This window comes from Amycolatopsis sp. lyj-112 (assembly GCF_046549055.1).
Taxonomy (GTDB): domain Bacteria; phylum Actinomycetota; class Actinomycetes; order Mycobacteriales; family Pseudonocardiaceae; genus Amycolatopsis.
Map to the genome: position 1 here is coordinate 34,146 of NZ_JAJPWS010000022.1, position 25,926 is coordinate 60,071.

Here is a 25,926-nt window from a genome sequence, read left to right on the forward strand (position 1 = left end):
CGGCGCGGCTCTCATCCTGGAGGGTGATCCCCGTCCCTCGCGACCGCAGGAGTTGGCCGTGACCGTCACCACCGAAACCCAGCGCAGGCTGCGCACCGAGATCCCCGGCCCCGCCTCGCGTGCCCTGCAGGACCGCCGCGCCGGCGTCGTCGCCGCGGGCGTGAGTTCGGTGTTGCCCGTCTACATCGCCTCGGCCGAGGGCGGCCTGCTCACCGACGTCGACGGCAACGTGCTGATCGACTTCGGCTCCGGCATCGCGGTCACCAACGTCGGCCACGCCGCCCCCGCCGTCGTGGACCGCGTCCGTGAGCAGGTGGGGCAGTTCACCCACACGTGCTTCATGGTCACGCCCTACGAGGGCTACGTCGAGGTGTGCGAAGCACTCGACAAGCTGACGCCGGGCACCCACGAGAAGCGTTCGGTGCTGTTCAACTCCGGCGCCGAGGCCGTCGAGAACGCGGTGAAGATCGCCCGCGCCGCGACCGGCCGCCAGGCGGTCGTCGTGTTCGACCACGCCTACCACGGCCGCACCAACCTGACGATGGCGCTGACCGCGAAGTCGGTCCCCTACAAGCACGGTTTCGGCCCGTTCGCGCCCGAGGTCTACCGCGTGCCGGGGTCGTACCCGTACCGCGACGGCCTGTCCGGCCCCGAGGCGGCGCGCATCGCCATCGACCGGATCGAGAAGCAGATCGGCGGCGACCAGGTCGCCGCGGTCGTGCTCGAACCGGTCCAGGGTGAGGGCGGGTTCATCGAGCCAGCACCCGGTTTCCTGCCCGCGCTTTCCCGCTGGTGCACCGAAAACGGTGTCGTGTTCGTCGCCGACGAGGTGCAGACCGGCTTCTGCCGCACTGGCGAGTGGTTCGCTTCCACGCACGAGGAGGTCGTACCCGACCTGATCGCCACCGCGAAGGGCATCGCGGGCGGGCTCCCGCTCGCCGCCGTCACCGGCCGCGCGGAACTGCTCGACGCCGTGCCGCCGGGCGGGCTCGGCGGAACCTACGGCGGTAACCCGATCGCGTGTGCCGCGGCGCTCGGCTCGATCGAGACCATGCGGCAGGAGAACCTCGCGGCGTCGGCGAAGCGCATCGAGAACGCAGTGCTGCCGCGACTGCGGGCCCTGGCCGAGGAGACCGGCGTGATCGGCGACGTCCGCGGACGCGGCGCGATGCTGGCCGCCGAGTTCGTGAAGCCGGGCACCACCGAACCCGACGCCGATCTGACCAAACGCGTCGCGCGGGCCTGCCACCAGGCCGGCGTCGTCGTCCTCACCTGCGGCACCTACGGGAACGTCGTCCGCCTGCTGCCGCCGCTGTCCCTGTCCACCGAACTGCTCGACGAGGGCCTGTCCGTTCTCGAGCACGCTGTCCGCACGGAGGCTTCGCTGTGACCACTTTTCCATACTGGGTAGCCGGAAAGCCGGTCACCAGCGGCGAGACCGCCGTCGTCCGCCATTCCTTCGACGGGAGCGAGGCGGGCTCTCACCACGTTCCGTCCACTTCGGACATCGAGACCGCGGTCCAGGCCGCGCACGACGTCTCCGGCGAGTTCGCGACGCTGCCCGCGCACGTCCGGGCCGGCGCGTTGGACCACGTGTCCCGAGTCTTGGGTGAGCGGTCCGAAGAGATCGCTCAGCTCATCACGGCCGAGTCGGGCAAGCCGCTGAAGTGGTCGCGCGGCGAGGTCGGACGGGCGGCGTCGACGTTCCGCTGGGCCGCCGAGGAGGCGCGCCGGTTCTCCGGTGACCTGCAACGGCTCGACACCGACCCGGGTGGCACCGGACGGCTCGCGCTGGTGCGCCGCGTGCCGAAGGGCCCGGTGCTGGGCATCACGCCGTTCAACTTCCCGCTGAACCTGGTGGCGCACAAGGTCGCGCCGGCGATCGCGGTCGGTGCGCCGATCGTGCTCAAGCCCGCGCCCGCGACGCCGCTGACCGCGCTGCTGCTCGGCGAGATCCTGGCCGAGACGGACCTGCCCGCCGGAAGCTGGTCGATTCTCCCGGTGAGCAATGAGGAATCGGCCAAGCTGGTGGCCGACCCGCGGCTGCCGGTCGTGTCGTTCACCGGTTCCGTGCCGGTCGGCTGGGGCATCCGCGACAGCGTCCCGCGCAAGCACGTCGCGCTCGAACTCGGTGGCAACGCGGCGGTTCTCGTCTGTCCGGATTGGACGGACCTGGACTTCGCGGCGCAGCGGATCGCGACGTTCGCGATGTACCAGGCCGGACAGTCGTGCATCTCGGTGCAGCGTGTGTACGCGCACGCCTACGTCTACGACGAGCTGCGCGCGAAGGTGCTGGAGCAGGTGCGCGCGCTCGGGACCGGTAACCCGCGGACGGACGGTGTGGACGTCGGGCCGCTGATCAACACCGCCGCGGCCGAGCGGGTCGAGTCGTGGGTCGCGGCCGCCGTCGACGCCGGTGGCGAACTGCTGACCGGCGGCAAGCGCGACGGCGCGACCGTCGAGCCGACCGTGCTCGCGAACGTGCCGGAGGACGCCGCGGTGATGGCCGACGAGGTCTTCGGGCCGGTCGTGTCGCTCACGCGCGTCGAGTCGGTGGACGACGGGGTGCGGCGGATCAACGACTCGCGCTTCGGGCTGCAGGCGGGCGTGTTCACCCGCGACCTGCCGACGGCGTTCGACGTGTCGGCGAAGCTGCGCGTCGGGGGCGTGCTCGTCGGCGACGTCCCGAGCTTCCGGGCCGACCAGATGCCGTACGGCGGGGTGAAGGACTCCGGCGTCGGCCGGGAAGGCCCGGCTTCGGCGATGGCCGACTTCACCGAGGAGCGCGTCACCGTCCTGACCGGCCTGACCCTCTGAACCCTCGCGTTTCGTCCTCTAGTTGCGGTGGTTCGTGGCGCGAACTACCGCAACTAGAGGACGAATTGCGTGAGGTGGGTGTGGGCCTCGACGAGCGAAGGGCCGTACCAGGTGAGGTGACGCCCGGAGACCAGGACGTACTTCGCGCCGGGGAACGCTTCGGGACCGTCGTCCGCCGTGAACTCGTACGGCTCGTCGGGCAGTACGAGCAGGTTCGCGTCTCCGTCCGCGAAGCGCGCTTGGAGTTCGTCGAGCTTCGGGCGCGGGTAGCGCTCTTCGCTCTCCGAGTAGGCATTGCCGATTCCGACACGATGCAGGACGTCGCCGCCGAAGGTGTCCCTGCCGAGCACGATCCACGGCTTCCGCCACACCGGCACCACCGCCCGGAACCGCTCCGGCCGCGTCTCCCGCCACACCTCTTCGGCCTCGACCAGCCAGTCCGGCTCGGCGAGGTCGTAGGCCTGGGTCAGGATCCGCCGCAGCGAGCCCAGCGCACCGGGCACCGTCGCCGACGCCTCCATCACCCAGACCGGGATCCCGTTGGCGCGCAGGCGTTCCACGTCGTCCGGGCGGTTCTCCTCGGAGTTGGCCAGCACCAGATCAGGCTCGAGTTCGAGCACTTTGTCCACGTTCGGGTACTTCGAGCCGCCCACCCGCGGAACGTCCAGCTCGACCGGATGGGTGCAGTAGTCCGTCGCACCCGCGAGCCTGCCCGGCGCGCTCACTTCGACGGCCTCGGTCAGCGACGGCACGAGTGAGACCACCCGCGACGCCGGCGCACGCAGCGGGACCTCCTCGCCGAGGTCGTCGGTCAGATGCAAAGCCTTCATGCCCGCTCGAAGGACAGTTTTCGCTTGTCGACGTCCACCGCGGTGAGCCGGACGCGGATCCGCTCGCCTTCGGGGAGCTTCTCGCCGGTGCACTTCGACATCACCGGCGGATCCTCGACCAGGATCTCGGCCTTCGTCTCCTCCGCCCGCAGCACGATCGCGCTGAACTCGCCGCCGATGTGCTCGGCCATCACCCATACCTCGACCTGGTCGATGCAGGCCCGCTCGACCTTGGCCGCCAGCGTGTCGGACGCGGTCATCAGTTCCGGCACCTCGGACAGCGCCGCCCGCACCCACGCCGGCACCTCGCGGCCGGCGCTTACGGCGAGGCAGATCTCGGTGGCGAACCGGTCGACCAGCCGCCGGATCGGCGCGGTGACATGCGCGTACGCGCCGCCGATCCCGGCGTGCGTGGTCAGTTCCGGTAGTTCGCCGTCGAACGCGGTGTACCCGGCGCCGCGGAGAAGCCTTGTGGTGTCGGCGAAAAGGGCCATCGAGGCGGGCTGTCCGGGGTCGAGCGCGGCCAGGAACTCCGACACCGTCTTGCCTTCGGGCCAGTCGATGTTCAGCGCGTGCGCGGACCGCCCCAGCCACTCGATCGCTTCGGCCTCCGGCGCGGGCAGGGTGCGCAGGACGCCGATCTTGGCGTCGATCATGATCTTCGCCGCCGCCATCCCGGTGAGCAGCGAGATTTCGGCGTTCCACGCGTCGACGTCGTTGCGCGGCCGCTGGATCAGTGCCCAGCCGCCGTCGGGATCCCCGCTGATCTCCTGCTCCGGCAACTGCAGTTCGACCGCGCCGCGCCGGACCGCGAGTTCCCGCCGCAGGCGGCCCAGTTCCGGCAAGGCGGCGACGGACGGATGCGGATCGCCGGCGTCGATCGAGGCCTGGACGGTCTCGTAGTCGAACTGCTCGGTGGACCGGACCAGCGCCCGGCGGACGTGGGTCGCGGTCGGCTCGCCCTGGGCGTCGACGTCGATCGTCCACAGCACGGCGGGCCGGGTCTCCCCCGGCAGCAGGCTCGCCGCGCCCTCGGACAGCACCGGCGGGTGCAGCGGGACGTTGCCGTCGGGCAGGTAGAGCGTCTGCCCTCGGCGCCGCGCCTCCTTGTCGAGCGCGCCGCCCGGCGGGACGAACGCGGCCAGGTCGGCGATCGCGTAGTGGACCCGGTACCCGCCCCCGTCGACGCGTTCGATCAGCACGGCCTGGTCGAGATCCTTGGAACCGGGCGGATCGATGGTGACGAAGGGCAGACCGGTGGCGTCTTCGCGTTCCCCTGCCGACTCGAGCGGATCGACGACCGCCGCCTCCGCTTCCGCGAGCACGTCGGGGCCGAACGACTCCGGCAGCACGAACTCGGCTCGCAGGTGACCGAAGTCCCCTCCGGCCGTGTGTGTCCTGATCACGAGTGGAGGCACCACACAACCCTATCCCGATCCGGCGCCGTTGATCGCCCGTTCGGGTGCGGGCCGGTCGGGTGTACGTTACGGACAGAAATGAAAACCGATACCCTTTTCAAAACGACAGGAAGGGCCGAAGCGTGAAGATCGCGTTCGTCGGAAAGGGCGGCAGTGGCAAGACCACGCTGGCGTCGCTGTTCACCGCGTACCTGGCCGGTGCCGGGAAACCGGTGCTGGCGATCGACGCGGACATCAACCAGCACCTCGCCGTCGCGCTCGGCGCGAGCGAGGAAGAGGCCATCGCGTGGCCGACGCTGGGCGACAACATGGGCCTGATCAAGGACTACCTGCGCGGCGACAACCCGCGGATCGCCGACGCGGCCTCGATGATCAAGACGACCCCGCCCGGGCGCGGGTCGCGGCTGGTCCGGCCGTTCGAGGAAAATCCGATCTTCCAGGCCTGTTTCCGCGAGTTCGGCGGTGTGCGGCTCGGTGTCACCGGCCAGTTCGACGAGGACGACCTCGGGGTCGCCTGCTACCACTCGAAGATCGGCGCGGCCGAACTGCTGCTGAACCACATGGTCGACGACGCGGGTGAGTACGTGGTCATGGACATGACCGCCGGTGCCGACGCCTTCGCGTCCGGCCTCTTCACGCGGTTCGACGTGACCTTCCTGGTGTGCGAGCCGACCGTACGCAGCGTCGGCGTGTACCGGCAGTACGCCGACTACGCGCGGGACTTCGGCGTGCGGCTGGTCGTCGTGGGCAACAAGGTGACCGAGGACGAGGACATCGAGTTCCTGCGCGACGAGGTCGGCGACGCGCTGCTGGGCTGGATGGAGAACTCGCGGCACGTCCGCGCCGCCGAACGCGGCCGCGCGCGCCCGATCGCCGAACTCGAGGCGCACAACCTCGGGACACTGGCCTCGATGCTCGCGAGCGTCGACGCCGAACAGCGCGACTGGGCGCGGTACCAGCGCCAAGGCGTCGAATTCCACCTTCGGAACGCACGCGCTTGGGGCAGCGGACGAGCCGGTGAGGATCTCTCGGCTCAGGTGGATCCGGAGTTCGTGCTCGGGCAGGCGCGGGACCGACAGGACGCCTGACCTGCGGTTTCAGCCGTGAAGAGAGCAAGGGACCTTTGCTATCACTCTCTCTGGGAGAGTGATAGCAAAGGTCCCTTGCTCCGCTGGTGCGGCGGGTGAAGCTCAGTCATTGCTCCACTTGGCGTCCTCGGCGTCGGCCTGGCGCGTGCGTTCCTTGGCGATGTCCAGGGCACGCTGGGCCGTCGCCTGGTCCGGGTACGGGCCGAGGAGGTCGATACTCCGGCCGCGTTCCAGATGCTCGACCTTGTTCGTCTTGGTGTTGTAGTACCAGCCTTGGTCCGGGTTCGGGTCGCTCGACATGGGTCCAGCGTGACACCACCCGGACGTTCTGTCATCACTTGCGGTAGCGGTACGGGATCTCCGTGGGCTCGCCGGTCGGGCCGAACCCGCCACCCTCGGGCGGATCCACTTTCGGGCTCTCCGGGACATTATCGGCGAGTTCGTCGAACCAGCCGCGACCCAGCGGGACACCCCGGGGCGGGGTGGGCGGATCGGGTGACACGGGAATGCCCTGAGGCGGCGACACCGGTTGCGGCCCGGCGGCCGGGCTGGTCGCGGGCGGCGTCACCGGCGGCCGTGAAGGCTGGGGTAAGGCCATCGGCGGATTCGCCGCGGAGGGCTGCGTGACCTGTGGAGGAGGGGTTTCGGCCCGCGCCGGTTCAGGCTGCGGTTCCGCCTGGGCCGGCGGCGCCGGGGACTGGACTTCCGGTGTCGAGGGAGGCGCGCTCACCGCGGGAGGCGGCGGAGGGGTCGCCGGAGCGGCAGGCGGCTGCGGGTTCGACGACGCAGGCGGCGGTGAGACAGGCGGGGCTGGCGGAGTGGACCGTGGCGGCGCCTGAGCACCGGTGGCAGAACCACTCGCCGGTGGTGGCCCGGCGGCCGGAGGGACCGTCCGCCACACCGGGGCGGGCCCGATGTTCATCGGCGCCGGAGCGCGCGGAGGCTGCCCGGGCGCGGGCGGGGCGGCGGCCTGTGACGGCGGTGGGGCCTGCCGCTGCGCGGGTTTGCGGATCGGGTCGAGGCACGACACGAGCACCGTCGTGTTCGCCGGGTCGTCGATCTTCCGCCCGCTGCGCTCGCGGTAGACCATCTCACCTTCGGTGTCCATCTCGACCAGGTAGCCGGCTTCGGCCAGTTGCTCCTCGTCGAGGTCGATGAGCTTTTCGTAGCGCGAAGGGACGACCCGGTAGATCGGCCAGGCGAGCCGGGCGTTCTCATGGTGGAACTGGGCCAGCAGAGCGGCCATCTGCTGCTGCCACGGCAGCGACATTCCCTCGGCCAGCGAACGCGGCAGCACGACGTAACCGGGGTCGACTCCCGGCCAGCCCTGGTTCAGCTGGTCCGCCAGCGGCGTGCTCGACGCCGGCCTGGCCGCCTGCCTCGCGGGCTGAGCCGCACCGAAAAGATCCCGGGGGTCGGTCTCCGGACCGTGGGCCGCCGCGGGCTTGCCTTTCCTTCCGAATTTCCGTGCCACGTTGTTCATCCTCTGTCAGTGTGCGGCCGCTTGCCTGTGGACAGGCCACCACTTCGGGTGAATCCGATGGTCTCGCGGTCGCGAAACCATCGCTCTCACCATGCTAAACGCCAGGACGGACCGCCTGCGCGACCACTTCGGACTCGTCGAAGGAGAAGTCGCGGATGTGGACCGGGACCCCGGTCTGCTGCGCCTCGACGATCTTGCCCTCGCCCAGGTACATCATCACGTGGTGGATGGTCGCCGGATTCGACGGGACGGTGGCGAGGAACAGCAGGTCACCCGGCTGCGCCTGGCGGACCGGCAGCATCCCGCCCGCCTTGTACTGGTCCCGGGAAACACGCGGAAGAATGATTCCGGCCGACTCGTAGGCTCGCAGCATCAGCCCGGAACAGTCGTAGGAATTCGGCCCGGTGGCGCCCCACACATACGGCTTGCCCTGCTCGGCGAGCGCGAACTTGATGGCCTGCGCGGCGGCCTGGCTCGGCGGCACGACGCTGCCGACAGTCTGGCCGCACCCGACCGCGTCGACGACCTGTCCGACGTTCTGCACGAGGGTCGCCGCCATCGGCTCCCAGTTGTGATACCGGTCGGGGAAGCCGGAGCGCTCGACACGCTGAGCGGCGTCGCCGGGACGCATGTTCTCCCAGTCCGGCACCGCGAGCAGCACGTCGAAGAACTTGTTGACCTGGTACGGCGGGTCGGTGACCTGGGCGACCGTGCCCCAGCCCATCGAGGGCCGCATCTGGAAGATGCCGAGCGAGTCGCGGTCGCCGTAGACCAGGTTCCGCAGCTTGGACTCGGTCATGCCGGCCTGGATGGCCACTTGCCAGGCACGCGGCGAAAGCGACCGCTTCTTACCGATGTCGACGATCAGCGCGACGATCCCGCGCTGCTCCTCGTCCAGTTTCTGCGCGTCGGAAGCACCTCGATCGCCCTGGCCGGGCAGGGTCGGGCCGATCGCGGCGTCGCAGGACACGTTGGTGATGCCGCCCATCTGCGCCTGCGTGTGGTCGGTCACCACCTTCGCGACCGTGCCCGTGGTGACCACCGCGGCGAAGACCGCGGCGATCAGCACGCCGACGATGATCCCGATCTTCATCGGGTCAATCCACCTGAGTGAACTTGGTGACCCGCCATCCCGCGTTCGTCTTGACGACGGAGACCTCGACCTTGGGTTTGTCCGTCTGGACGTCCACCGTCATCGAGTCCTGGGCCGAGGTGACGACCCGCGGTTCCCCGACGACCTTGGTCGCGGCGATGTTCGCCGGATCCACCGAGGACAGCTCCGCCATGTACTCGACGTCGGTGCGGGATTCCAGCCCCTTCAGCCACTGCTCGGTCGTCGTGCCGTCCGGATGGTTCGCCCATGCCGTCACCCACTCCTTGGCAACCCGGATCCCGTCCTGATCAGGCGGTACGGACGACGGCGGCGGCGGGCTGGACAGCCTCGGCGGCAACGTCGACGTCCCGGTCACCGGCGCTGCCACGCCGGGACGCGAGGTCATCGTCGCCGACGAACCCGGCCCGGAGACCATCGTGTCCCCCGGTTTGCCGATGACCTTCGGCATGAGGATCCCCAGCGCGGTGAACAGCACCGCGACGATCACCAGCGTGCCGATGAGATGCCGGGGTGAGCGCAGCGGCCACCCCCACAGCCTGCGATAGACCGCGGTTCGCCCGCGATTGGTCCTGATCGGCATGGGTCACCGCCCCATGACGTGATCGGTGTCCCGGACCTCGTCACGGACCTCGAGCCCTCGCGACGGCCGGTACAACACGAAGACCGGCTTGCCGGCGACCACTTCGGGATCGACCCGGCGAGGACGCGGCGTCGACGGCCCTGGCTGCACCGGCACGGTGCCGGAGTGGTCCGGGATCGTGTAGCCGCCGCCGGCGGAATTCATCCGCGACGGCACCACGACCGGTTCCGGTTCGTCGCTCCACCGCCGGTCGGCGACCGGCGAGGTGTCGACCCGGCGGCTGGGCTGCTGCATCGGGATCCGCCCGCCCGAGGTGAACATGGAGTCACCGGGGCCGCCGGCCGAGGGGTTGTACTGGCCGTACATCGGGACGCCGCCACCGCCGCCCGCGGGGAGCGCGGGCATCCCGCCGCCACCGCCAACCGAACCCGGCCACGGCGCGCCGGACCAGGCGGCCGCCGGCCGGATCGCGCCGGAGCCGTTGTCGAGCCGCTGGGAGCTGGCGAAGATCGTCGCCTCGGGACGGAACCGGCCGCCGCCGATGGTCGCGCCCACGGGACCGCGCAGGTCGCCGTCGACGACGTCGTCGGTGTCACGGACGTTCTGCCAGAACGCGTCCTGCGCGGTCGGCTCGTTGCTCTTCTTACGGAAGCGGGAGAACATCCCGCCGCGTGGCGTGGGCGCCGCGCCGCCGACCATGCCGACCGACATCTCGACCATCTGCCACAGCCGTCGTACCGGGCGGCCGACCATGAACAGCAGCACGGTGATCAGCCCGGCCATCACCATCTGGGTCAGCATGGAGAGGCTGTTGCCCGCGTTGAAGATCGCCTGGAGCAGGACCGCGTGGACTCCGGCCAGCACCGACAGCACGACCAGGTTGAACGCCACCGCACCCGCCACCTTGAGCACGCGGCGCAGGATCTCCGGCTGAATCAGCGCGACCAGCCCGATCAGCGGCGCGGTCAGGGTGAACACCCGGATCAGGACCTGCGCCAGCAGCACGGAGGCCTTGGCCAGCAACTGGAACAGCGAGTAGACGAGGCTCTGGCCGAGGCCGAGGAAACCCGCACCGGTGCGGCTGCCGTCTTCACCGGTGAAGTACCCGGTGGCCGGGCCGAGCTTCGTCGAAATGTCCTTGTACGCGGCCTTTTTGCTGTCGACCACAGTGACATTGGCGTCGTCCCCGGCCACCAGCTGGTTGCGGGTGAAGGCCTGGGCGTCGAGCAAGGGGCGACCGTATTGCTTGGCCTGCGGGGAGTCGGGCGTGCCGAACTCACCGCGCAGCCAGTTGTTGTAGACGACCTGGGTGTGCAGATCCGTGGGAAGCACGTCCCGGACGATGCGGTCCGAGTCCGGATCCACGAAACCGGCCTGGATGTTCGTCGTGGTCTGGACGATCGCCTTGTCGATCGGGTCGTAGTACCGCAACAACGCCAGTGACGACGCCGCCAGCCAGACACCCGCCAAGGCGTACAAGGCCTTCTTGCTGACCGCGGCCAGATCGCCGCGCCAGATGTTGCGGAACATCATGATCGACAGGATCAGCGCGACCAGGCCGAACAACTGGGTGTAGATGTTGTTGTAGACCTTCTCCGCACCCGACTTGACCGCGCTGTAGATCGGGTTGAGCAGACCGCCTTCGAGAACGGTGTAGTGCAGCGAGTTGGTGGCACCGACGATGTTCTTGCCGATGTTGAACAGCTGGCTGCCTGCCCAGGTGTCGATGGTCGAGTTGGGCGAGGCGATACCGGCCATCGGGCTGCAGTCGGTCTGGAAGGTCTCCCAGACCAGACCCGCGTAGCTGTAGTCGATGTAGGCGCTGCCCGGTTCACCGTGCCCGAGCGGCGGATCGATGGCGCCCACCATGCCCGCGCCCGGACGTTCCGGGTTCGGGGCCTCACCGCAGGCCGCGGCCGACGCCGCCGGAGCGGTCGCCACGGCCTGCAGACCGAGGATCAGCATGACGATGAACATGGTCGCGCGGCGGCTCGGTCTGGTCTTGCCCGGCCGCGGTCCTTCTTTCAGGCGGCGGCGCAGCGCGTGCCATCCGGCGGCGAACGCGAGCACGCACGCCAGTGTGATCACCGTGTTCATGCGGCGTCCCGGCCGTTGCCACCCTTGCCTGCGCGCGCGTGCTGCTCGCCCGGTGCCCCGTTCCCGTTCTCCCCGTTGTGTCCATTTTGGACGGCGGAGCCCTGTACCTCGCCGGTCTCCGACGCGAGCGGGTCGGGCGCGCCGAGCATCTGCTCGTCGGTGAGCCCGACCTCGAGTTCGGCGGCGAGCTCGAGGTCTTCCTCCAGCTCGAAGTCGTCCTCCTCCGGCGGCGACGCCACGAACTGCTTCTCCGCCGGGACCGCGAGTTCGTTGCCCGGCTTCGACGGTTTGGCGTCCGGCGATCCCGGCGTGGTGTCCATGACCCGGCGCAGGTGTTCCAGGTGCGGCCCGGAGAAGTCGACGCGGATCCGCTCCACGCCGCCGGCGCCGTCACCGAAGATGAACTGGCGCGGCTCGACGTCCCGCTGGAGATCGCGTGACGAGCCGGGACGACGGCCCAGCGCCGCGACGACCTGTTCGTAGCCGACGCCGACCGGGACCTTCAGCAGGCGCAGCGCGTCGGCCTGCGCGTCGTCGTCGTCGAGACGTCCGACGAACACCGAGTCCAGCAGCGCCACGAAACCCTGGATCTTCAGGAAGTCCGCGGGGATCTGCGAGGACAGCAGCACCCGGACGTTCCACTTACGCGAGTCACGTGCGAAGCGGTTCATCAGCACGCGACCGGTCGGGACCTCGGAGAGGAAGAACGCCTCGTCGATCCAGACGCCCTTGCGCAGTTCCTTCGGCTTTTCGTAGACGGATCGCTGGGTCAGCCACGCCGCGAGGTTCAGCATCTCGACGCCGAGCGATTCCGCGTCCGTCCAGTACTCGCGCGGGACGCCGTCCTTGGGCAGGGTCAGCCCCGCCATGGTCAGCACGGTCATCCGGTCGTCGCGGGTCTCGGCGTACGGGTCCGCGTCGTCCTCCGGGATGAGCAGCGCCATCCGCTCGCGCATCTCGTCGAGGAAGTCCGCGACGACGACGGCGTGCTCGTGGTGCTCGCTGGAGTCCCGGCGCAGCGCGTCGATGACCTGGCCGGGGTCGGCCTCGAACCGGCCGCCGACCGCGCGGACGGCGCGCAGCAGCACGATCCGGGTCTGCGCCATCCGCGAGACCTCGTACGGCAGGACGCCGGTGAGGACGTCGAGCACGAGACGGCGGCGCGTCGCGCCCGCGAGGGCCTTCTCCCGCCGCCAGGAGCGCTCGGGGTCTTCCTCGTCCATGAAATGTTCGATCTGCGGCTCGGCGACCACCCGGTACGGGTTGAGGATGCCGGGCTGCGCGTTGAGCAGGTTGATGTTCCGCGCGTACGGCTTCAGTTCGGGCAGGTCGCACAGCCTCGACAGCGGGCCCGAGGGGTCGAGGATCGTCCAGTGCGCGCCCGCGCGGAGCGTCTTGTAGACGATGCCGCCGCCGAGGAACGACTTACCGCCACCGAGGCCGGCGACCATCGCGGTCAGGCCGGACCCGTCGCGGATCTCCTGCGCCATCCACGGGTCCCACGCCACCGGGCGCCGGGTCGCGGTCACGGTCTCGCCGAGCAGGATGCCGCGGCGGTCGCCCACCTCGGCCGTCGCCGTCGGCACCGACGAGGACGCCCACACGACCGAACCGCGGCGCATGTACGCCGTCGAGGCCAGCGGCTCGCCGGGGATGAACTCCCGGGCCAGCGCGTACTGGGCCTCGGGATGCTCGACGGCGATCTTGGGCTTGTAGAGGTCGAGCAGCTGCTGGGCCAGGCGCAGCGCGTCGCGCTCGGTCGGCCCGGACACCGCCAGCCGCCACCACGACCGCACCCGGGTGGCCAGCGCGGTGAAGCCCGACGTCATCTCGTCGTCGATCTCCAGCACCCGGCCCGCCTGGCGCGCCAGTGACTGCGGCGGCTCCAGTTCGTGCTCGTCGGTGTAGTGCTTGACCTGCGAGCGCACCTTGTTCATCTGGCGCTGCAGTTCCCCCGCCACTTCCTCGGGGCGCCGGACGTAGATCCGCGCCGACACCTCGACCGCGGCGGGCAGCCGGTCGGCGTGCTGGATCCACGGGTCGTCGACCTCGGGGATCTGCAGGCCGTGCATCTGGCCGACCGTCAGCACCGCGAGGTGCCGCGACACCCCGGCGTTCGAGCCGGTGCGGCCGCGCACGGTGACCGTCGGCGCGTACGGCTCGGAGTGGAAGTCCGCCGCGTCGGTGAAGCTGGCGAGGTCTTCGGGCTCCCAGGCGGCGCCCGGGACGGCGGGCATGTTGCGGGGCGCGGGCAGGCCCAGCGAGCACGAGCGGTGCATCAGCCAGGACATCTCTTCGGCGTGCACCGGGCGGCCTTCGAGGCCTGCCGAGCCGATCACCTGGTCGAGATGCTCGACCTCGGAGTCCAGCGCGGCCAGTTCGGCGTCCACGGCCTCGGGCAGGATCTTGCGCAGCACCGGGGCGGCGCTTTCGACCGCGCGGTCGATCATCCGCCGGGTCTGCACCTGGACGCCGAGATAGACCTCCTTCTCGGCCATCGAGCGCCCCATCAGCTGCTGCTGCTCGCCGATGAGGTAGTCGTCGAAGGAGAGTGCGCCCTGGACGTCGTGGGGACGGCCGACGGCGTTGTGCACGTGGGCCTCGGCCCACATCCGGATCGGATACGGCCGGTTTGTCACGCGCAGATGCAGCCAGCGGCCCTGGAGTTCGGCGTACTGGCCGGCGATGGCCGCGATCAGGTCGCGGCGCTGGGAGTCCGAGCGGAACGACCAGCGCTGGGGTGCGAGCCGGTACCAGGCGTACACCTCATAACCGGTGCGTAACAGGTGCCCGTCGATGCTTCGAGCGGCGATCGACGGGGTATAGGTAGGTATCGCCGCCTCGCCGGGCAGCCGCCTTCCCTTGCCGCCGGTGTTCTTGGGCTGCGCGGAGCGGACCTGCTGGGGCGGGTTCCAGGCCCCTTGCTGCAAGTCACGATCACGTTTTCCTCGGCTTCCGCCGCGACCGAACAACGACTACCTCCCGGCCTGAGCCGCAGGACGGCTCCGACGCGCTCGTGGTGTTCCCTGAGCTCCGGCGCCGCCGCCGTAGCCGTGGTGCTGGTACTGCCGTCTCCTGCGGTGCTTCGGCAACGGGCGGGTCGCCCGTACCCGGACGCGGGATGCGCTGGCGGCGCCACCCGTACCCGTGGTCCGTTCTCTAGGTGAATTGAGCTCTTTCGCCGCCATCGCGGCCACGGCGCCCAGCGGGCGCTCGTGGCTGATCTTGGCCGTGATCAACCTGGTGATCACAATTGTGGCGACGAAAGCCCAGGCGGTCGAGAAGAACCCGAAGCTCCAGCCCGCCCACCGTTCGGCGGTGAGCACCAGCAGGAAGACCGGGATACCGATGAGCCACGCGACGTAGCGGGCTCTCCAGGGAAAAGTCGCTTTCGGCGGGCCGAGCCATACGGCGTCGACCCGGTAAACCTCGTCATCGGTTCGGATACGCAACGCGAGCCCTGCCTCAGCCCGTGAAGAGGCCGGCGATCCACTGGCCCACGTTGACTCCGGCACCACTCACCGCGAGACCGATGATCGCCAGCGCGATCACGACACCGGCGAGACGGCGCATGACGCCCGCGTTGTCCCCCTTGCCGCCACCGAGCCATAGGAGCAGGAGGGCGACGGCGAGGAGCACCAGAGGGATGACGTTGTCGATCAGCCAAGTGCGGACGTTGCCGGTGCCGAGCTCTCCGCCCTGGGCCAGCGTGTCAAGGGTGGTCAAGGTCATCATCGCATTACTCCCGGTGCGCGGAGAGGGGGTTCGCGCGGTTCTGGCTCGGTGGTGCTGGGAACATCATGGCGTCACGAGGGGTAGCGGTCAAAGCGCGCTCTGTAGATATCGGTTTGTCTACTTCTCACAGAGCGAGGCACAGCACCACGACCATCCTCGGTCTCCATCATCGTTGCAAGGGTCGTCTGGTTTAACCCCGGCCACCCGTATTTCGCAGTGTGCTGCCGGACTCACCCGGTTGCGAGGTGCTTGCTCACTGTGAGTACGGGTCGGCGGACTGTAATCCGGCCGTGACCAGTGTGGCATGACTCGTTCGGTGGCTATCCGCGAGTCCGCTGAGTGAACTCGGATTCGACAAAAATCATGGATGCCGATCAAGGGAAAGTCATAGGTCCGTTACCCAAAGCGAAGACTTAACACGCATTTTCACTACATAGCGTGATTAACGGCCCGGGGAGAACACATTCGCGGGAAACGCGCCGGCCTCGACCGCTCGACGGCTCAGCGGGCCGCACAACTCGTGCAGCCGCCGGGTCTTCTCCTCGCCGAGATGCGCCCAAGGACCGGTCGACGACTCGTTGGTCGCGGCTTCGATCCGCTCGCGGAGAGTGGTCCCGGCCTCGGTGAGGCCGCCCTCGGCGTCGAGAAGGCCCTTCTCGCGGAGGGTGGCGGCCGCGCCGTCCCACTGCTCGTCGCTCCAGCCGCGGGACAGCTTGGCCGCGGCCGGCAGGAAGCCCTTGCCGGTGGCGGTGTGGGTCACCAAGGCGGACAGCCCGTCGAGACCGTTGAGGAGGAGTGCCGCGATATGGCCGTCGCCGCGGTGCTCGCGCAGCAGCGTGATGGCGTGCCAGAGGGCGAGATGCGGTTCGCTCGGCCAGTCGAGGTCGGCATGCCCGGCGAAGAGCGTGCGGCCGCCGACCTCGCAGCCCGCGGTCGCCTCGCGGGCGAGCGCGGCCGCTTCGACGACTTCTTCGGAGTCGAGGACGTCCTTGCCGAGCAGCCTGGTCAGCGTGGCGTCGACGGCTTCGTACCGGGCCTCGATGATCCGGTCCGGGGTGGCCAGCGTCCACGCGCGCGGGATGTAGCGGGCGACCAGTTCGGGATTGAAGTTGTAGAAGGTGGCGGCGACGACGCCCGGTCCGACCGCGCCCATCGGCGCCGCCCTTCCGGCGAAGTAGCACATGCGCCCCGGCCGGAGCCCCGCGTCGGTGAGCGCGGCTTCCGTCTCGGGCGCGAAGTAAGTGAGGGAATGCAGTACATCGAACGTCCCGCGGAACCGTCCCGTGACCCGACTCGCTTCACCCATAGGGGGCACCCTACCCGCAAGTAGGCATCGGCCGCAGTGCCCGAAGGAGCCGCTTTCGGGAGCAAGGGACCTTTGCTACCGCCCCGCCGGGCCTGAGGTGAAGGGGGCTTTCCGCGCATGTGATGAAGCTGTTGGTTATTCGTGGCCGAGTGGAAGATCCCCTGGTTGCCGCGTGAGCTGAGGGAGGACACGCGTGTTTGGACGGCGAACAATCGTGATTGAACGGCGATCACGCGTGATGGGACACGGAACTCGCGGCGGAATCCGGCCACGGCCGAGTTCGCCGTCTGATCACGCGAGTTCGCCGTCCAAACACGGGTGACGTCCATCGACGCACATTTGCCCCGGCCACCAATTCGCCAACAGCACCCTTGTGATGCAGGGAAAGGCCCCTTCGCGTCAGTCAGCGCGACGAGGCGCCTTCACGCTGACGGAGGCATCTCGCGGGGCTTGTGCCCTGCGGGATGCCTCCGTCAGCGCTCGGCAAGAGTACGGACGAGCCGGCGTGTAAGCCGGATCCTGTCCTCACGTCGCCTTGCGGCTCCGCGAGTGGCGGCCATCCATCTAGGCCCGCCGTCGCCGGCGGGCTCGAGCGGCCTACCCGCAGACTCGGGCGGGCAGCCCTCGGTCGTCTGCGCAGGAGCCTCGCGGCTCCCTCTTGGCCTTGCTCCGGGTGGGGTTTACCTAGCCGTCCTGGTCACCCAGGACGCTGGTGGTCTCTTACACCACCGTTTCACCCTTACCCCCGCGAACGGGGGCGGTCTATTTTCTGTGGCACTGTCCCGCGGGTCGCCCCGGGTTGCCGTTAACAACCACCCTGCCCTGTGGAGTCCGGACTTTCCTCGAACCGGTTTCCCGGCTCGCGGCCGCCCTGCCGACTCGTCCGACGGCGAAGCCTACTGCACGGGCGCGGGCAGGCAGTTCAGGTTGCGTTCACCGTCGGGCTTGATGACGAACCAGGCGTGGTCGGTGCCCTGTCCGGTCCATTCGCCGGGCCGGGCGTTGGCGAATTTGTAGAGGGGCCAGCCCGCGAGGGTGACCTGTTTGGCGCCCTCAGGGCGTTTGATCGTGCTGACGAGTGCGGGGTCGATGCCGGTCACCTCGGGGGTGCCGGCGGTGGTGATGGGGATCCAGACCTCGGCGCATTCGCCGAGGCACGCCGACTTGGCCTTGTGCGGGTTGTCGTGCCCGAAGCGGAAGAGGACGGCTCCCGCGCCGTCGATCACGGCCTGTCCCATCTTCGTCATGTAGACGGCTGTGAGCTGCGCGGGCGGCTCGCCGGCCCCGACGTCGTCCGGGGTGGACGACGTCGGGGCCTGGGGGCTCGTGCTGGTCCGCCGAGGCGTGGTCGACGGCGGGGTGCGCGGGCTGGGGAGGGCTTCGGTGACCGGGGCGCCGGCCGTCAGCGCGGCCTGGTCGTCGGAGTCAACCGCCTGCCACCACATCGCGGCGCCCACGACGAGCGCCGCCACGACGACGAGCATGGTCAACCGCGATCGGCGCATCAGGCGCCTCCGTTTCTCCCGGGTGGCTCACGGGGTTCTGTTCGGCGATCTCGTTGGTCCAGTGGAGGACGGCCGCCGGGCTGTCGAGGCCGACGACGCCGACGAGGCGTCCCTTGCGGACGAAGCCGGTGACGGGTTTCTCGCCGCCGATGGGTGAGGCGAGCGCGACGGTGTCGGTGCCCAGCTTCGGGATGCCGCCCGCCTGGATGCGCATGCCGTGCTGTTCGGACCAGAACCGCGGCACCGGCGCGAAGGGCTGTGCGGCCTGCGGCCCGGCCAGGAGGTTCTCGGCGGCGGCCCGGCCCATCTCGACGGCGTTGAGCCAGTGCTCGACCCGCCGGGGTGTCTCGTCGAAGCGGAGGTTGGGCCATTGGGCGACGTCGCCGGCGGCGACGATGTTGTTCTGGCCCAGCACATGGCAGGTGGGCGAGCAGACGACGCCGTCGTCGAGCGGCAGTTTGGCGCCGCGCAGCCAGGAGATCGACGGCACGGTGCCGACGGCGACGACGACACAGGAGACGTCGAGGATCCAGCCGTCGGAGGAGTGCAGCCGCAGCCCGGTGGCCGTGGTCTGCCAGGTGTCGATGGACGCGCCCAGCGCGAGCCGGACACCCTTCGACCGGTGCAGCGCCGAAAGCTTCTGCCCGATGTGCTTGCCGACGACCTCGCCGAGCAGCGTGGCGGACCGGCCGACGATGGTCACCTCGCGGCCCATCTCGCGCAGGCTCGCGGCGACTTCGCAGCCGATGAAGCCGCTGCCCATCACCGCGACCGGACCGTTGTCGGCGGCCAGGTTGTCCCGCAGTTCGGCGGCGTCGGCCAGGGTGCGCACGACGACCACGCGCGGATGCCCGTGCGGCACACCGGACAGCCGCCGCGGTTCGACGCCGCTGGCGATGACGAGCCCGTCGTAGGTCAGTTCCTCCGCGCCGGGCAGGTGGACGACCTGGCGGCCCGGCTGCAGGTGCGTCGCCGGGGTGTTGAACCGCCATTCGGCGTCGATCTCGTCGAGCCGGGCGAGCATCATCTCGGCGGGGTGGGTACCGCCGGTCAACAGTTGCTTGGACAGCGCCGGGCGGTGATAGGGCAGGTCCGGTTCGTTGCCGACGATCACCAGTTCCCCGTCGAACCGCAGTTCCCGCAGCCGTTCCGCGCAGCGCAGCCCGGCCAGCCCGCCGCCGACGATGACGATCCGTTCGCTCATTGACCCGCCCCTTGCAGTTGGATGGCTCGCATCGGACAAGCTCTGGCCGCGGCCTGGACCTGCGGCACCTGTTTGGAGCCGGGTTTTCGGAGGTAGCGCAGCTGGCCGTCTCCCTGGAGCTGGAAGACCTGCGGCGCTTCGGCCTGGCAGATGGCGTAGCGGTGGCATTTCTTGTCGTCGACGGTGACCCGGATCGGTTTCGCCCGGCCGCCCTCGCCGTCGAGCAGGCCGAGACGGACCAGCACCGGGGGCGGCAGCACCCGGAGCACGGTGAGCAGGAGGGCCGGGGTGAGCACGGTGATCCCGCCGAGCCAGACACTCGCGAGGTTCCCGTTGGCGGCCGCGCCGAGCCAGGAGTGGATCGCCAGCAGGCCCACCGAGAAGTAGCTGACCTGGTGGAACCGCTGCCAGCCGCGGCTGACCACGCTGAGGCCGCTCACCCGGCGGCCCAGCGCGGCGGTGATCGAAACGGCGAGGAACAGTTCCAGCCCGACGATGCCGGCCGCGTGCCGGGCGAAACCGCCGCCGGCGAACGGGATCAGCACCATGAGCACGCTGAACGACTCGTCGTCGAGGAAGAGATAGGACAGGCCGTGGACCACGCCGGTGGCGAGGGTGAACGTGGCGAGGACGACGTGACCGCCGCGCAACGCCTCATGGCCGGTGACGCGCCGGATCCAGCCTGTGGCGCTCAAGACGCCCCACGCCAGCGTCAGGCACATCGTCACGTAGGCGAACCGGGCCGACAACGTGGCGATGTCCCGCACCCCGCTGTCGTGCGGGGACGGGGCCTGGATGACCGCGAGAAGTGGCGCCGTCATGCGCGCCTTCCCGGTGAACCGAGGAGCCGCACCAAGGCGAAGGTGGCGCCCCCGGCGATCCCGACCATGATCACGCCGAGCACGACGTCGCCTCCGTCGAGGGTGTTGCCGTCGGTGGAGACCACCATCAGCGACGTGGTCTCGGCGATGCCGGTGCTTTCGAGCAGGGTCATATGCCGCATGACGGTGTCGACGGCCGTCTGGGCGAAGGAGCGCATCACGTCGTCGCGGGTGGCCGCCCGGACCTGGGACGCCAGGCCGAAGATGCTGCCGTGCGCGGCGCGGGCACGGTTGACGTAGGCGCGGTCGAAGTCGGCTCCGGCGGAACCGGTGATCTCGTCCACCCAGGACCGTTGTTCCTCGGTGGGCTCGCTGGGCAAGGTGACGCCGACCCGCGGGGCGAGTTCGCGTACCTGGGCGTCGAGGCGGTCGTGGTCGTCGGCGAGTTTGCGACCGACCTCGCGCACCCGCTGCCCGTTCCCGCGTTGCTCGGCCTGCCGGCTCACGGGGCCTTCCCATAATCCGGCCTGGCGCACCCGGACGAGCAGTTCCCGATCATGAGCGTCGATTTCTGCACTGGCTTGGGCGGGAGTTCCCACCCATATCACCATGCAGGCGATCACCAATCCCAGCAGTCGAAAGATCATTTCACCCGTCCCCGTTCGCAAAGTGCCTCACTGGGAGTACGGGGAACCGGACTGAGCGGTTCGATCTCTACCCATCCGGGACGGTGTGATGTGCATCACACGACATATTTAGAACCGTTTATCGCCGCCATACGTACCGGGCAACCAATTGTAATTGGAGCACTACTGCACATGGCTTAAGCCGATAGTCTGCGCTACGGTGGTCCGACCTGTGAAAATCCTCCACCGCTGGGAGGTTGCGAGCTTTATGGAAGCAGTGGGCAGAGGGTGCCAGTTCAGTCGCGATCGTCAGGATACCGACATGTCCGGCGACCCGTCCGACGAGCTGATTTCGTTGCTGTACAAGGACTTTCGAGGCACTTTGTTCAGTCAGGTCATGTATCTGACGAACCATGACCAGCAATGGACCGAAGACGTGGTTCAGGAGACGCTGATCCGCGCCTGGCAGCATTCGGACACCTTGAACCGCGAGCCCGGAATGCTGCGCGGTTGGCTGCTCACAGTCGCCCGGCGGATCGTGATCGACGGCTGGCGAAACCGGCGTGCCCGCCCACAGGAGGTGGAGCTGGAAAATTCGGAAAACGCCGAAATAGCGGACCGGACGGATCAGTCACTGTCCGCGCTCGTCATTTCCGAAGCGCTACGATATCTGGACAGCAAATATCAGGCGGTCATCTACGAGACGTATCTGACCGGACATACCGTCCGGGAGGCGGCGGTGATTTTGGGAATACCCGAGGGAACGGTCAAATCACGGCTGTACGCGGCTATGAGGACATTGCGACGGTCGTTAGGAGAGCTGGGTTCGCGATGAGGAAGCGAAAGGTGAAACACACCGATGTCGCGGCCTATGTGCTCGGTGTGCTCGATCAAGCCGAGGCATACGCCTTCGAAAAGCACTTGAAGGGCTGCGAGCGCTGCGGCCACCAGGTCGCGGAGTTCACGTCGGTCGAAGACGCGCTGGCGAAGGCCGATCTGCGCTACCTGTCGCCGGGAGGCGGGACCAGGGCCGCGCGGCGGCCCGGCGCCTTCCTGGTGCGGCGCTGCGGGCGGCTGTCGATGGTCGCGGCCAACCTGGTCGTGGTCATCCTGGTGTGCGTCGTCGCGGCCATGCTGTCGTCGCATCGATCTTGCGGCCGGTACCGGCGGGGTGCCTCGCATACGGGCATCGTGTCCCCGGCTCCCCTCGACGACGAGCTGGACCGCGCCCCGGACAAGGGCCGCGACCAGCGACTACTCCCACTACCGCTCTCGTTCGAGTAGTCTGCCGCAAGCCGACACGAAGGTCTCTACGGTGCATACCGAAGTAAATCCCGAGAGTCCCTTCGGCGGGCCTTCGGTACCGAAGCGCCGCGCCGCCGGGTTACTGGGTCGCGACAGCGAACTCGACACGATCACCGGGCTGTTCCGGGCCGCTCTTCACGGGCGCGCCACCAGTGCGGTGGTGGTCGGCGAGTTCGGCATGGGCAAATCTTCGGTGCTCACCGCCGCCGGTGAGCTGGCGAAGGCGGCGGGTTTCACCGTCGCGATCGCCGCCGCGTCCCGGCTGGAGACCCATCTGAGCGGCGGTGTCGGCCGCCAGCTGGTCGAGGGGCTCACCCACGCCCCCGCCGAAGCCGGTTCGCCGCGGCCGCGGGCACCGCACGCCACCGAATCCCTGCCGGACCGCCGTCCCCGGAACGAACAGGAACAGACCGAGTCGCTCGACGCCTTCTTCCACACCGTCCGGCACGCCGCCGAACAGGGACCCGTCTTCCTCGGCATCGACAACATCCACCTCGCCGACCCGTGGTCGATGCGATGCCTCGCCTACATCCGTCACCGCGTCGAGAACCTGCCGGTGATGATCGTGCTGACCTCGCTGATCGGGCATCTGCAGACCGGCGAGGTCGCCCTGCTGGAGATGTCCGGCTGCACCCCGGCGACGATCAGGTTGCGCGGACTGGGGCCGCGCCACGTCGCCGAGTTCCTCCGCCTCGCCCCGGGCCGGTTTTCCGAACAATGCCACGAGGTGACCGGCGGCAACCCGTATCTGCTCGGGGCGCTGCGCCGCCGCATGATCCCCGGCATGGACCTGGACACCGCCGGTTCGCCGATGATCGGCGAGGTCCTGCGCGTCCGCATGCACGAGTACACCGCCGCGCCGAAGATGCTCGAAGCCGTCGCGATCCTCGGTGAGGACGCGAGTTTCGATCTGCTCGCGCAGCTCGCCGGGGTCGACGAGATCACCGCGCTGGAAGCCATCGACACGATGGTGCGCGTGCACCTGCTGGCCAACAGCCACCAACCCACCCTCACCTACCGTTTCGTCCGCAATTCGGTGCTCGCCGACATGCCGCTCGCCACCAGGGCGGTCAACCATTCCCGGGCCGCGCGGCTCCTGCACGACGCCGGCGCCCCGCCGGAGCGCATCGCGACCCACCTGCTGGCCGCGACCGCGATCAGGATCCCCTGGGCGGTCAACATCCTCCGGCTGGCCGCGCGCTATTCGGTGGTCAACGGGGACGCCGGGCTCGCGGTCCGATTCCTGCTCCGCGCGCTGGAAGAACGGCTCAGCGAACGCAAACGGATGGCGATCCTGCTCCAGCTCGCGCACGCGGAGTTCCACTGCGACCCGGATCTGGCGCCCGCCCGGGTACGCGAAGCCGTCGACCACATCGACGACCGGGAGACCGCGGCCTTCGTCGCGACCGCGATGATCCTCTCGCTGTGCGGCGGCCCCGACGCGCGGCTGGCGATCAACTCCGCCGGCCAGTTCGCCGCGCGGCTCGACGCCGGCGGGCCCGACGCCGTCTGGCCGCTGCTGTGCATGACCTATCTCGCCGAGGCAGGCAGCAGGCTCGGCCCGCCGCCGGACTTCCGCGACTTCGAGCGGCAGTGGGCACCGTTGAACGACCCGGCCGCGCAGCAGAGCCGTTCGGGTCTGCTCGCACTGGACACGGTGCGGAGCGGGGTGTCGTCCGCGCAGGCTGTCCGCCATTTCGGTGAGGCGTTGTCCGGTGAACAGCCCGAACTGTTCGAGCAGCCCTATTTCTTCACGCTCGCGACGGCGGTGCTCGCCGACGAGGCCGCCCTCACCGACCGGCTCTGCCAGGTGCTCGACACGAAACGCCTGCCGTGGGACTACCACGTGCCGAAGGGCGCCCTCGCCACTCTCGCCCGCGGGATCGCCCTGCAAGCCGGCGGCGACCTGGTGCGGGCGAGTGTCCACTATGAATCCCTGATGCGGCAGTTCGACGAGCGCGGCGCCACCAGCGACTGCCCGGTGGCCGTGCTGTGCGCGGCCAGGCTGATCGAGACCTCGGTCGAGCTCGGCCGCTACGACGTCGCGACGGCGCAGCTCGAGAAACTGGATTTCGCCGCCACACAAGCACACTTCACCCACAACTACCTGCTCTACGCACGCGGCAGGCTCCGGGTGGCCACCGGCGAACCCGAACTCGGCTACGAAGACCTGCGCGGCTGCGGACGCCGTCTCGAACACCACGGCATGTGCTTCCCCGGGTTCGCCCCCTGGCGCGCGCACGCCGCCCGCGCCGCGCTGGCGCTCGGCCGCACCGATGCCGCGACGCGCCTCGCCGAAGAGGATCTCGAAGCCGCGGAACGCTGGGGTGCGCCGCGGATCCTCGGCGGCGCGCTGACCACGATCGGGCTCGTCCGCGACGACGAGGAAGCCGAGCGCGTGCTCACCAAGGCCGTCGACATCCTCAGCGGGTCGACCGCGAAACTGGCGCTGGCCGAGGCGTTGACCGAACTCGGCTCGCTGCGGGCCCGGCACGGGCACGGCGAGAAGGCGATCGTCACACTGCGGCAGGCCGCGCGGCTCGCGAAGCATTGCGGGGCGCGGTCGCCGGCGAGGCGGGCGGCCGAGGCGTTGCGGGACGCGCGGACGAGCGCGGTTCCCGCGAAGGACAACGACCACGGTCTCACCAAACAGGAATACCGCGTCGCGGTGATGGCGTCACAAGGTCTCACCAACCGGGAAATCGCCGAGGCGCTGCACCTGACCCGCCGCACGGTCGAACTGCATTTGTCCGGCGCCTACCGGAAACTGGAGATCGCCGGCCGCACGGAATTGAGTACGGTGCTCGGCCGGTCCCAGCGCGTGGACGGCGATTGACGGATTCGCTCGCCCGGCGGTTCACTCCGCGGTATGCCGGAAACCGAATCCGAACCACTCAAATTCGCCTACTGGGTCCCCAATGTGAGCGGTGGGCTGGTCACCAGCGACATCGAACAACGCACCGACTGGGGATACGAGTACAACCGGGATCTCGCTGTCCTCGCCGAGAACAGCGGGTTCGAATACGCGCTCAGCCAGGTCCGCTACACGGCCAGCTACGGCGCCTCCTACCAGCACGAATCGACCGGATTCAGCCTCGCGCTGCTGCTCGCGACACAGCGGCTGAAGGTGATCGCGGCGGTCCACCCGGGACTGTGGCATCCCGGCGTGCTCGCGAAGTTCATCGCCAGCGCGGACGTGATCTCCGGTGGGCGCGCGGCGGTCAACGTGGTGAGCGGCTGGTTCAAGGACGAATTCACCGGACTCGGTGAACCCTGGCTCGAACACGATGAACGGTATCGGCGTTCGGAAGAGTTCATCCGCGTATTGAAGGAACTCTGGACCGACGACCACGCCGAATTCAACGGCGATTTCTACCGGATTCACGATTTCGACATCAAACCCAAACCCGTCGGGCGGCCGCATCCCGAGATCTTCCAGGGCGGTAACTCCACCGCCGCGCGCGAACTCGCCGGCCGCGTCTCCGACTGGTACTTCAGCAACGGCAAGGATTTCGACGGCTTCAGTGAACAGGTCGCGGAGGTCCGCGGCTACGCGGCCGAGAACGACCACGCGGTCCGGTTCGGGCTCAACGGTTTCCTGATCGCACGGGAGACCGAGAGCGAAGCGAAGGCCGTGCTCCGCGAGATCGTCGAGAAGGCCAACACCGAAGCGGTCGAAGGTTTCCGCAACGCCGTCAAGCAGGCGGGAAACTCCACTTCGGACAAGAAGGGCATGTGGGCCGACTCGGAGTTCAAGGATCTGGTGCAGTACAACGACGGCTTCCGTACCGGGCTGATCGGGACGCCGGAGCAGATCGCGGACCGGGCGATCGAGTACAAGAGGCGCGGGGCGAACCTGCTGCTGCTCGGATTCCTGCACTACCTGGAGGACGTCGAGTACTTCGGGAAGCACGTCCTGCCGGTGATCCGGGCGAAGGAGGCGGACCTGGACCGAAGCTCCGCCACCCCCGAACCCCTCACGCAAGTAGTCCTCTAG

At 69.1% G+C, this 25,926-nt stretch carries 22 protein-coding genes and 1 other RNA gene; 7 read left to right on the plus strand and 16 right to left on the minus strand.

Going from position 1 to position 25,926, the window contains the following annotated elements; all coding sequences use genetic code 11:
- The first annotated feature begins 58 nt into the window (after positions 1 to 58).
- Complete coding sequence (gene gabT, locus ACLJRL_RS39095) at positions 59 to 1,390, plus strand: 4-aminobutyrate--2-oxoglutarate transaminase (protein WP_410661449.1); 1,332 nt, start codon at positions 59 to 61, stop codon at positions 1,388 to 1,390.
- Complete coding sequence (locus ACLJRL_RS39100) at positions 1,387 to 2,817, plus strand: aldehyde dehydrogenase family protein (RefSeq protein WP_410661450.1); 1,431 nt, start codon at positions 1,387 to 1,389, stop codon at positions 2,815 to 2,817. Before gabT ends, ACLJRL_RS39100 begins: the two co-directional genes overlap by 4 nt.
- A gap of 53 nt (positions 2,818 to 2,870) precedes the next feature.
- Here ACLJRL_RS39100 and ACLJRL_RS39105 read toward each other — a convergent pair whose 3' ends face one another.
- Positions 2,871 to 3,647: a helical backbone metal receptor gene (locus ACLJRL_RS39105; protein ID WP_410661451.1), complete on the minus strand. Its 777-nt coding sequence runs from the start codon at positions 3,645 to 3,647 to the stop codon at positions 2,871 to 2,873.
- Positions 3,644 to 5,053: an RNB domain-containing ribonuclease gene (locus ACLJRL_RS39110; RefSeq protein WP_410661452.1), complete on the minus strand. Its 1,410-nt coding sequence runs from the start codon at positions 5,051 to 5,053 to the stop codon at positions 3,644 to 3,646. Before ACLJRL_RS39110 ends, ACLJRL_RS39105 begins: the two co-directional genes overlap by 4 nt.
- A 134-nt stretch (positions 5,054 to 5,187) precedes the next feature.
- Between ACLJRL_RS39110 and ACLJRL_RS39115 the strand changes: the two genes are divergently transcribed.
- A complete protein-coding gene (locus tag ACLJRL_RS39115; RefSeq protein WP_410661453.1) occupies positions 5,188 to 6,153 on the plus strand; it encodes an AAA family ATPase in 966 nt (321 codons plus the stop codon).
- 102 nt (positions 6,154 to 6,255) lie between these two features.
- Here ACLJRL_RS39115 and ACLJRL_RS39120 read toward each other — a convergent pair whose 3' ends face one another.
- The 14 genes from ACLJRL_RS39120 to ACLJRL_RS39185 all read right to left on the minus strand — a co-directional run bounded on the left by ACLJRL_RS39120 (position 6,256) and on the right by ACLJRL_RS39185 (position 20,645).
- Complete coding sequence (locus ACLJRL_RS39120; protein WP_410661454.1) at positions 6,256 to 6,453, minus strand: hypothetical protein; 198 nt, start codon at positions 6,451 to 6,453, stop codon at positions 6,256 to 6,258.
- 34 nt (positions 6,454 to 6,487) lie between these two features.
- The gene (locus ACLJRL_RS39125; RefSeq protein ID WP_410661455.1) at positions 6,488 to 7,627 is read right to left on the minus strand and encodes a hypothetical protein; all 1,140 of its coding nucleotides are present in this window, start codon (positions 7,625 to 7,627) and stop codon (positions 6,488 to 6,490) included.
- Between the two features lie 103 nt (positions 7,628 to 7,730).
- A complete protein-coding gene (locus tag ACLJRL_RS39130) occupies positions 7,731 to 8,729 on the minus strand; it encodes a C40 family peptidase (RefSeq protein ID WP_410661456.1) in 999 nt (332 codons plus the stop codon).
- A 4-nt stretch (positions 8,730 to 8,733) separates the two neighbouring features.
- Complete coding sequence (locus ACLJRL_RS39135; protein WP_410661457.1) at positions 8,734 to 9,330, minus strand: hypothetical protein; 597 nt, start codon at positions 9,328 to 9,330, stop codon at positions 8,734 to 8,736.
- Between the two features lie 3 nt (positions 9,331 to 9,333).
- Positions 9,334 to 11,427 carry a magnesium transporter gene (locus ACLJRL_RS39140; protein WP_410661458.1) on the minus strand — a complete coding sequence of 698 codons (2,094 nt, stop codon included), beginning with the start codon at positions 11,425 to 11,427 and terminating at the stop codon, positions 9,334 to 9,336.
- A complete protein-coding gene (locus ACLJRL_RS39145) occupies positions 11,424 to 14,399 on the minus strand; it encodes an ATP-binding protein (protein WP_410661459.1) in 2,976 nt (991 codons plus the stop codon). The genes ACLJRL_RS39140 and ACLJRL_RS39145 overlap by 4 nt, the downstream gene beginning before the upstream one ends.
- A gap of 3 nt (positions 14,400 to 14,402) precedes the next feature.
- Positions 14,403 to 14,879 (minus strand): hypothetical protein, encoded by a 477-nt coding sequence (locus tag ACLJRL_RS39150; protein ID WP_410661460.1) that lies wholly within the window; start codon positions 14,877 to 14,879, stop codon positions 14,403 to 14,405.
- Between the two features lie 13 nt (positions 14,880 to 14,892).
- Positions 14,893 to 15,162, minus strand: coding sequence for a hypothetical protein (locus ACLJRL_RS39155; RefSeq protein ID WP_410661461.1), 270 nt, complete (start codon positions 15,160 to 15,162; stop codon positions 14,893 to 14,895).
- Between the two features lie 442 nt (positions 15,163 to 15,604).
- Positions 15,605 to 16,468 (minus strand): SCO6745 family protein, encoded by an 864-nt coding sequence (locus ACLJRL_RS39160; protein WP_410661462.1) that lies wholly within the window; start codon positions 16,466 to 16,468, stop codon positions 15,605 to 15,607.
- Positions 16,469 to 16,960: 492 nt separating this feature from the next.
- Positions 16,961 to 17,350, minus strand: an RNA gene (gene rnpB, locus ACLJRL_RS39165) — RNase P RNA component class A.
- Between the two features lie 14 nt (positions 17,351 to 17,364).
- Complete coding sequence (locus ACLJRL_RS39170; protein ID WP_410661463.1) at positions 17,365 to 17,973, minus strand: hypothetical protein; 609 nt, start codon at positions 17,971 to 17,973, stop codon at positions 17,365 to 17,367.
- Positions 17,894 to 19,177 (minus strand): NAD(P)/FAD-dependent oxidoreductase, encoded by a 1,284-nt coding sequence (locus ACLJRL_RS39175; protein WP_410661464.1) that lies wholly within the window; start codon positions 19,175 to 19,177, stop codon positions 17,894 to 17,896. The genes ACLJRL_RS39170 and ACLJRL_RS39175 overlap by 80 nt, the downstream gene beginning before the upstream one ends.
- On the minus strand, positions 19,174 to 19,998 hold the full coding sequence (locus ACLJRL_RS39180; protein WP_410661465.1) for a ferredoxin: 825 nt from the start codon (positions 19,996 to 19,998) through the stop codon (positions 19,174 to 19,176). Before ACLJRL_RS39180 ends, ACLJRL_RS39175 begins: the two co-directional genes overlap by 4 nt.
- A complete protein-coding gene (locus ACLJRL_RS39185; RefSeq protein ID WP_410661466.1) occupies positions 19,995 to 20,645 on the minus strand; it encodes a DUF4142 domain-containing protein in 651 nt (216 codons plus the stop codon). The genes ACLJRL_RS39180 and ACLJRL_RS39185 overlap by 4 nt, the downstream gene beginning before the upstream one ends.
- Before the next feature lie 247 nt (positions 20,646 to 20,892).
- Between ACLJRL_RS39185 and ACLJRL_RS39190 the strand changes: the two genes are divergently transcribed.
- From ACLJRL_RS39190 to sfnG, 4 genes are read left to right on the plus strand one after another with little or no spacing between them, the layout of a single operon-like run.
- Positions 20,893 to 21,459 (plus strand): sigma-70 family RNA polymerase sigma factor, encoded by a 567-nt coding sequence (locus ACLJRL_RS39190; RefSeq protein WP_410661500.1) that lies wholly within the window; start codon positions 20,893 to 20,895, stop codon positions 21,457 to 21,459.
- 11 nt (positions 21,460 to 21,470) lie between these two features.
- Positions 21,471 to 21,908, plus strand: coding sequence for a zf-HC2 domain-containing protein (locus ACLJRL_RS39195; RefSeq protein ID WP_410661467.1), 438 nt, complete (start codon positions 21,471 to 21,473; stop codon positions 21,906 to 21,908).
- Between the two features lie 31 nt (positions 21,909 to 21,939).
- Complete coding sequence (locus tag ACLJRL_RS39200) at positions 21,940 to 24,765, plus strand: AAA family ATPase (protein ID WP_410661468.1); 2,826 nt, start codon at positions 21,940 to 21,942, stop codon at positions 24,763 to 24,765.
- A 33-nt stretch (positions 24,766 to 24,798) separates the two neighbouring features.
- Entirely contained in the window at positions 24,799 to 25,926 is a 1,128-nt protein-coding gene (sfnG, locus tag ACLJRL_RS39205) for a dimethylsulfone monooxygenase SfnG (protein WP_410661469.1), read from the plus strand.

Bases quoted from the DNA above. Each gene is read 5' to 3' on its own strand.
- ACLJRL_RS39105 (WP_410661451.1), bottom strand. From the start codon at position 3,647: ATGAAGGCTTTGCATCTGACCGACGACCTCGGCGAGGAGGTCCCGCTG.
- ACLJRL_RS39120 (WP_410661454.1), bottom strand. From the start codon at position 6,453: ATGTCGAGCGACCCGAACCCGGACCAAGGCTGGTACTACAACACCAAG.
- ACLJRL_RS39130 (WP_410661456.1), bottom strand. From the start codon at position 8,729: ATGAAGATCGGGATCATCGTCGGCGTGCTGATCGCCGCGGTCTTCGCC.
- ACLJRL_RS39135 (WP_410661457.1), bottom strand. From the start codon at position 9,330: ATGCCGATCAGGACCAATCGCGGGCGAACCGCGGTCTATCGCAGGCTG.
- ACLJRL_RS39140 (WP_410661458.1), bottom strand. From the start codon at position 11,427: ATGAACACGGTGATCACACTGGCGTGCGTGCTCGCGTTCGCCGCCGGA.
- ACLJRL_RS39155 (WP_410661461.1), bottom strand. From the start codon at position 15,162: ATGATGACCTTGACCACCCTTGACACGCTGGCCCAGGGCGGAGAGCTC.
- ACLJRL_RS39160 (WP_410661462.1), bottom strand. From the start codon at position 16,468: ATGGGTGAAGCGAGTCGGGTCACGGGACGGTTCCGCGGGACGTTCGAT.
- ACLJRL_RS39170 (WP_410661463.1), bottom strand. From the start codon at position 17,973: ATGCGCCGATCGCGGTTGACCATGCTCGTCGTCGTGGCGGCGCTCGTC.
- ACLJRL_RS39175 (WP_410661464.1), bottom strand. From the start codon at position 19,177: ATGAGCGAACGGATCGTCATCGTCGGCGGCGGGCTGGCCGGGCTGCGC.
- ACLJRL_RS39180 (WP_410661465.1), bottom strand. From the start codon at position 19,998: ATGACGGCGCCACTTCTCGCGGTCATCCAGGCCCCGTCCCCGCACGAC.
- ACLJRL_RS39185 (WP_410661466.1), bottom strand. From the start codon at position 20,645: ATGATCTTTCGACTGCTGGGATTGGTGATCGCCTGCATGGTGATATGG.
- ACLJRL_RS39190 (WP_410661500.1), top strand. From the start codon at position 20,893: ATGGAAGCAGTGGGCAGAGGGTGCCAGTTCAGTCGCGATCGTCAGGAT.
- sfnG (WP_410661469.1), top strand. From the start codon at position 24,799: ATGCCGGAAACCGAATCCGAACCACTCAAATTCGCCTACTGGGTCCCC.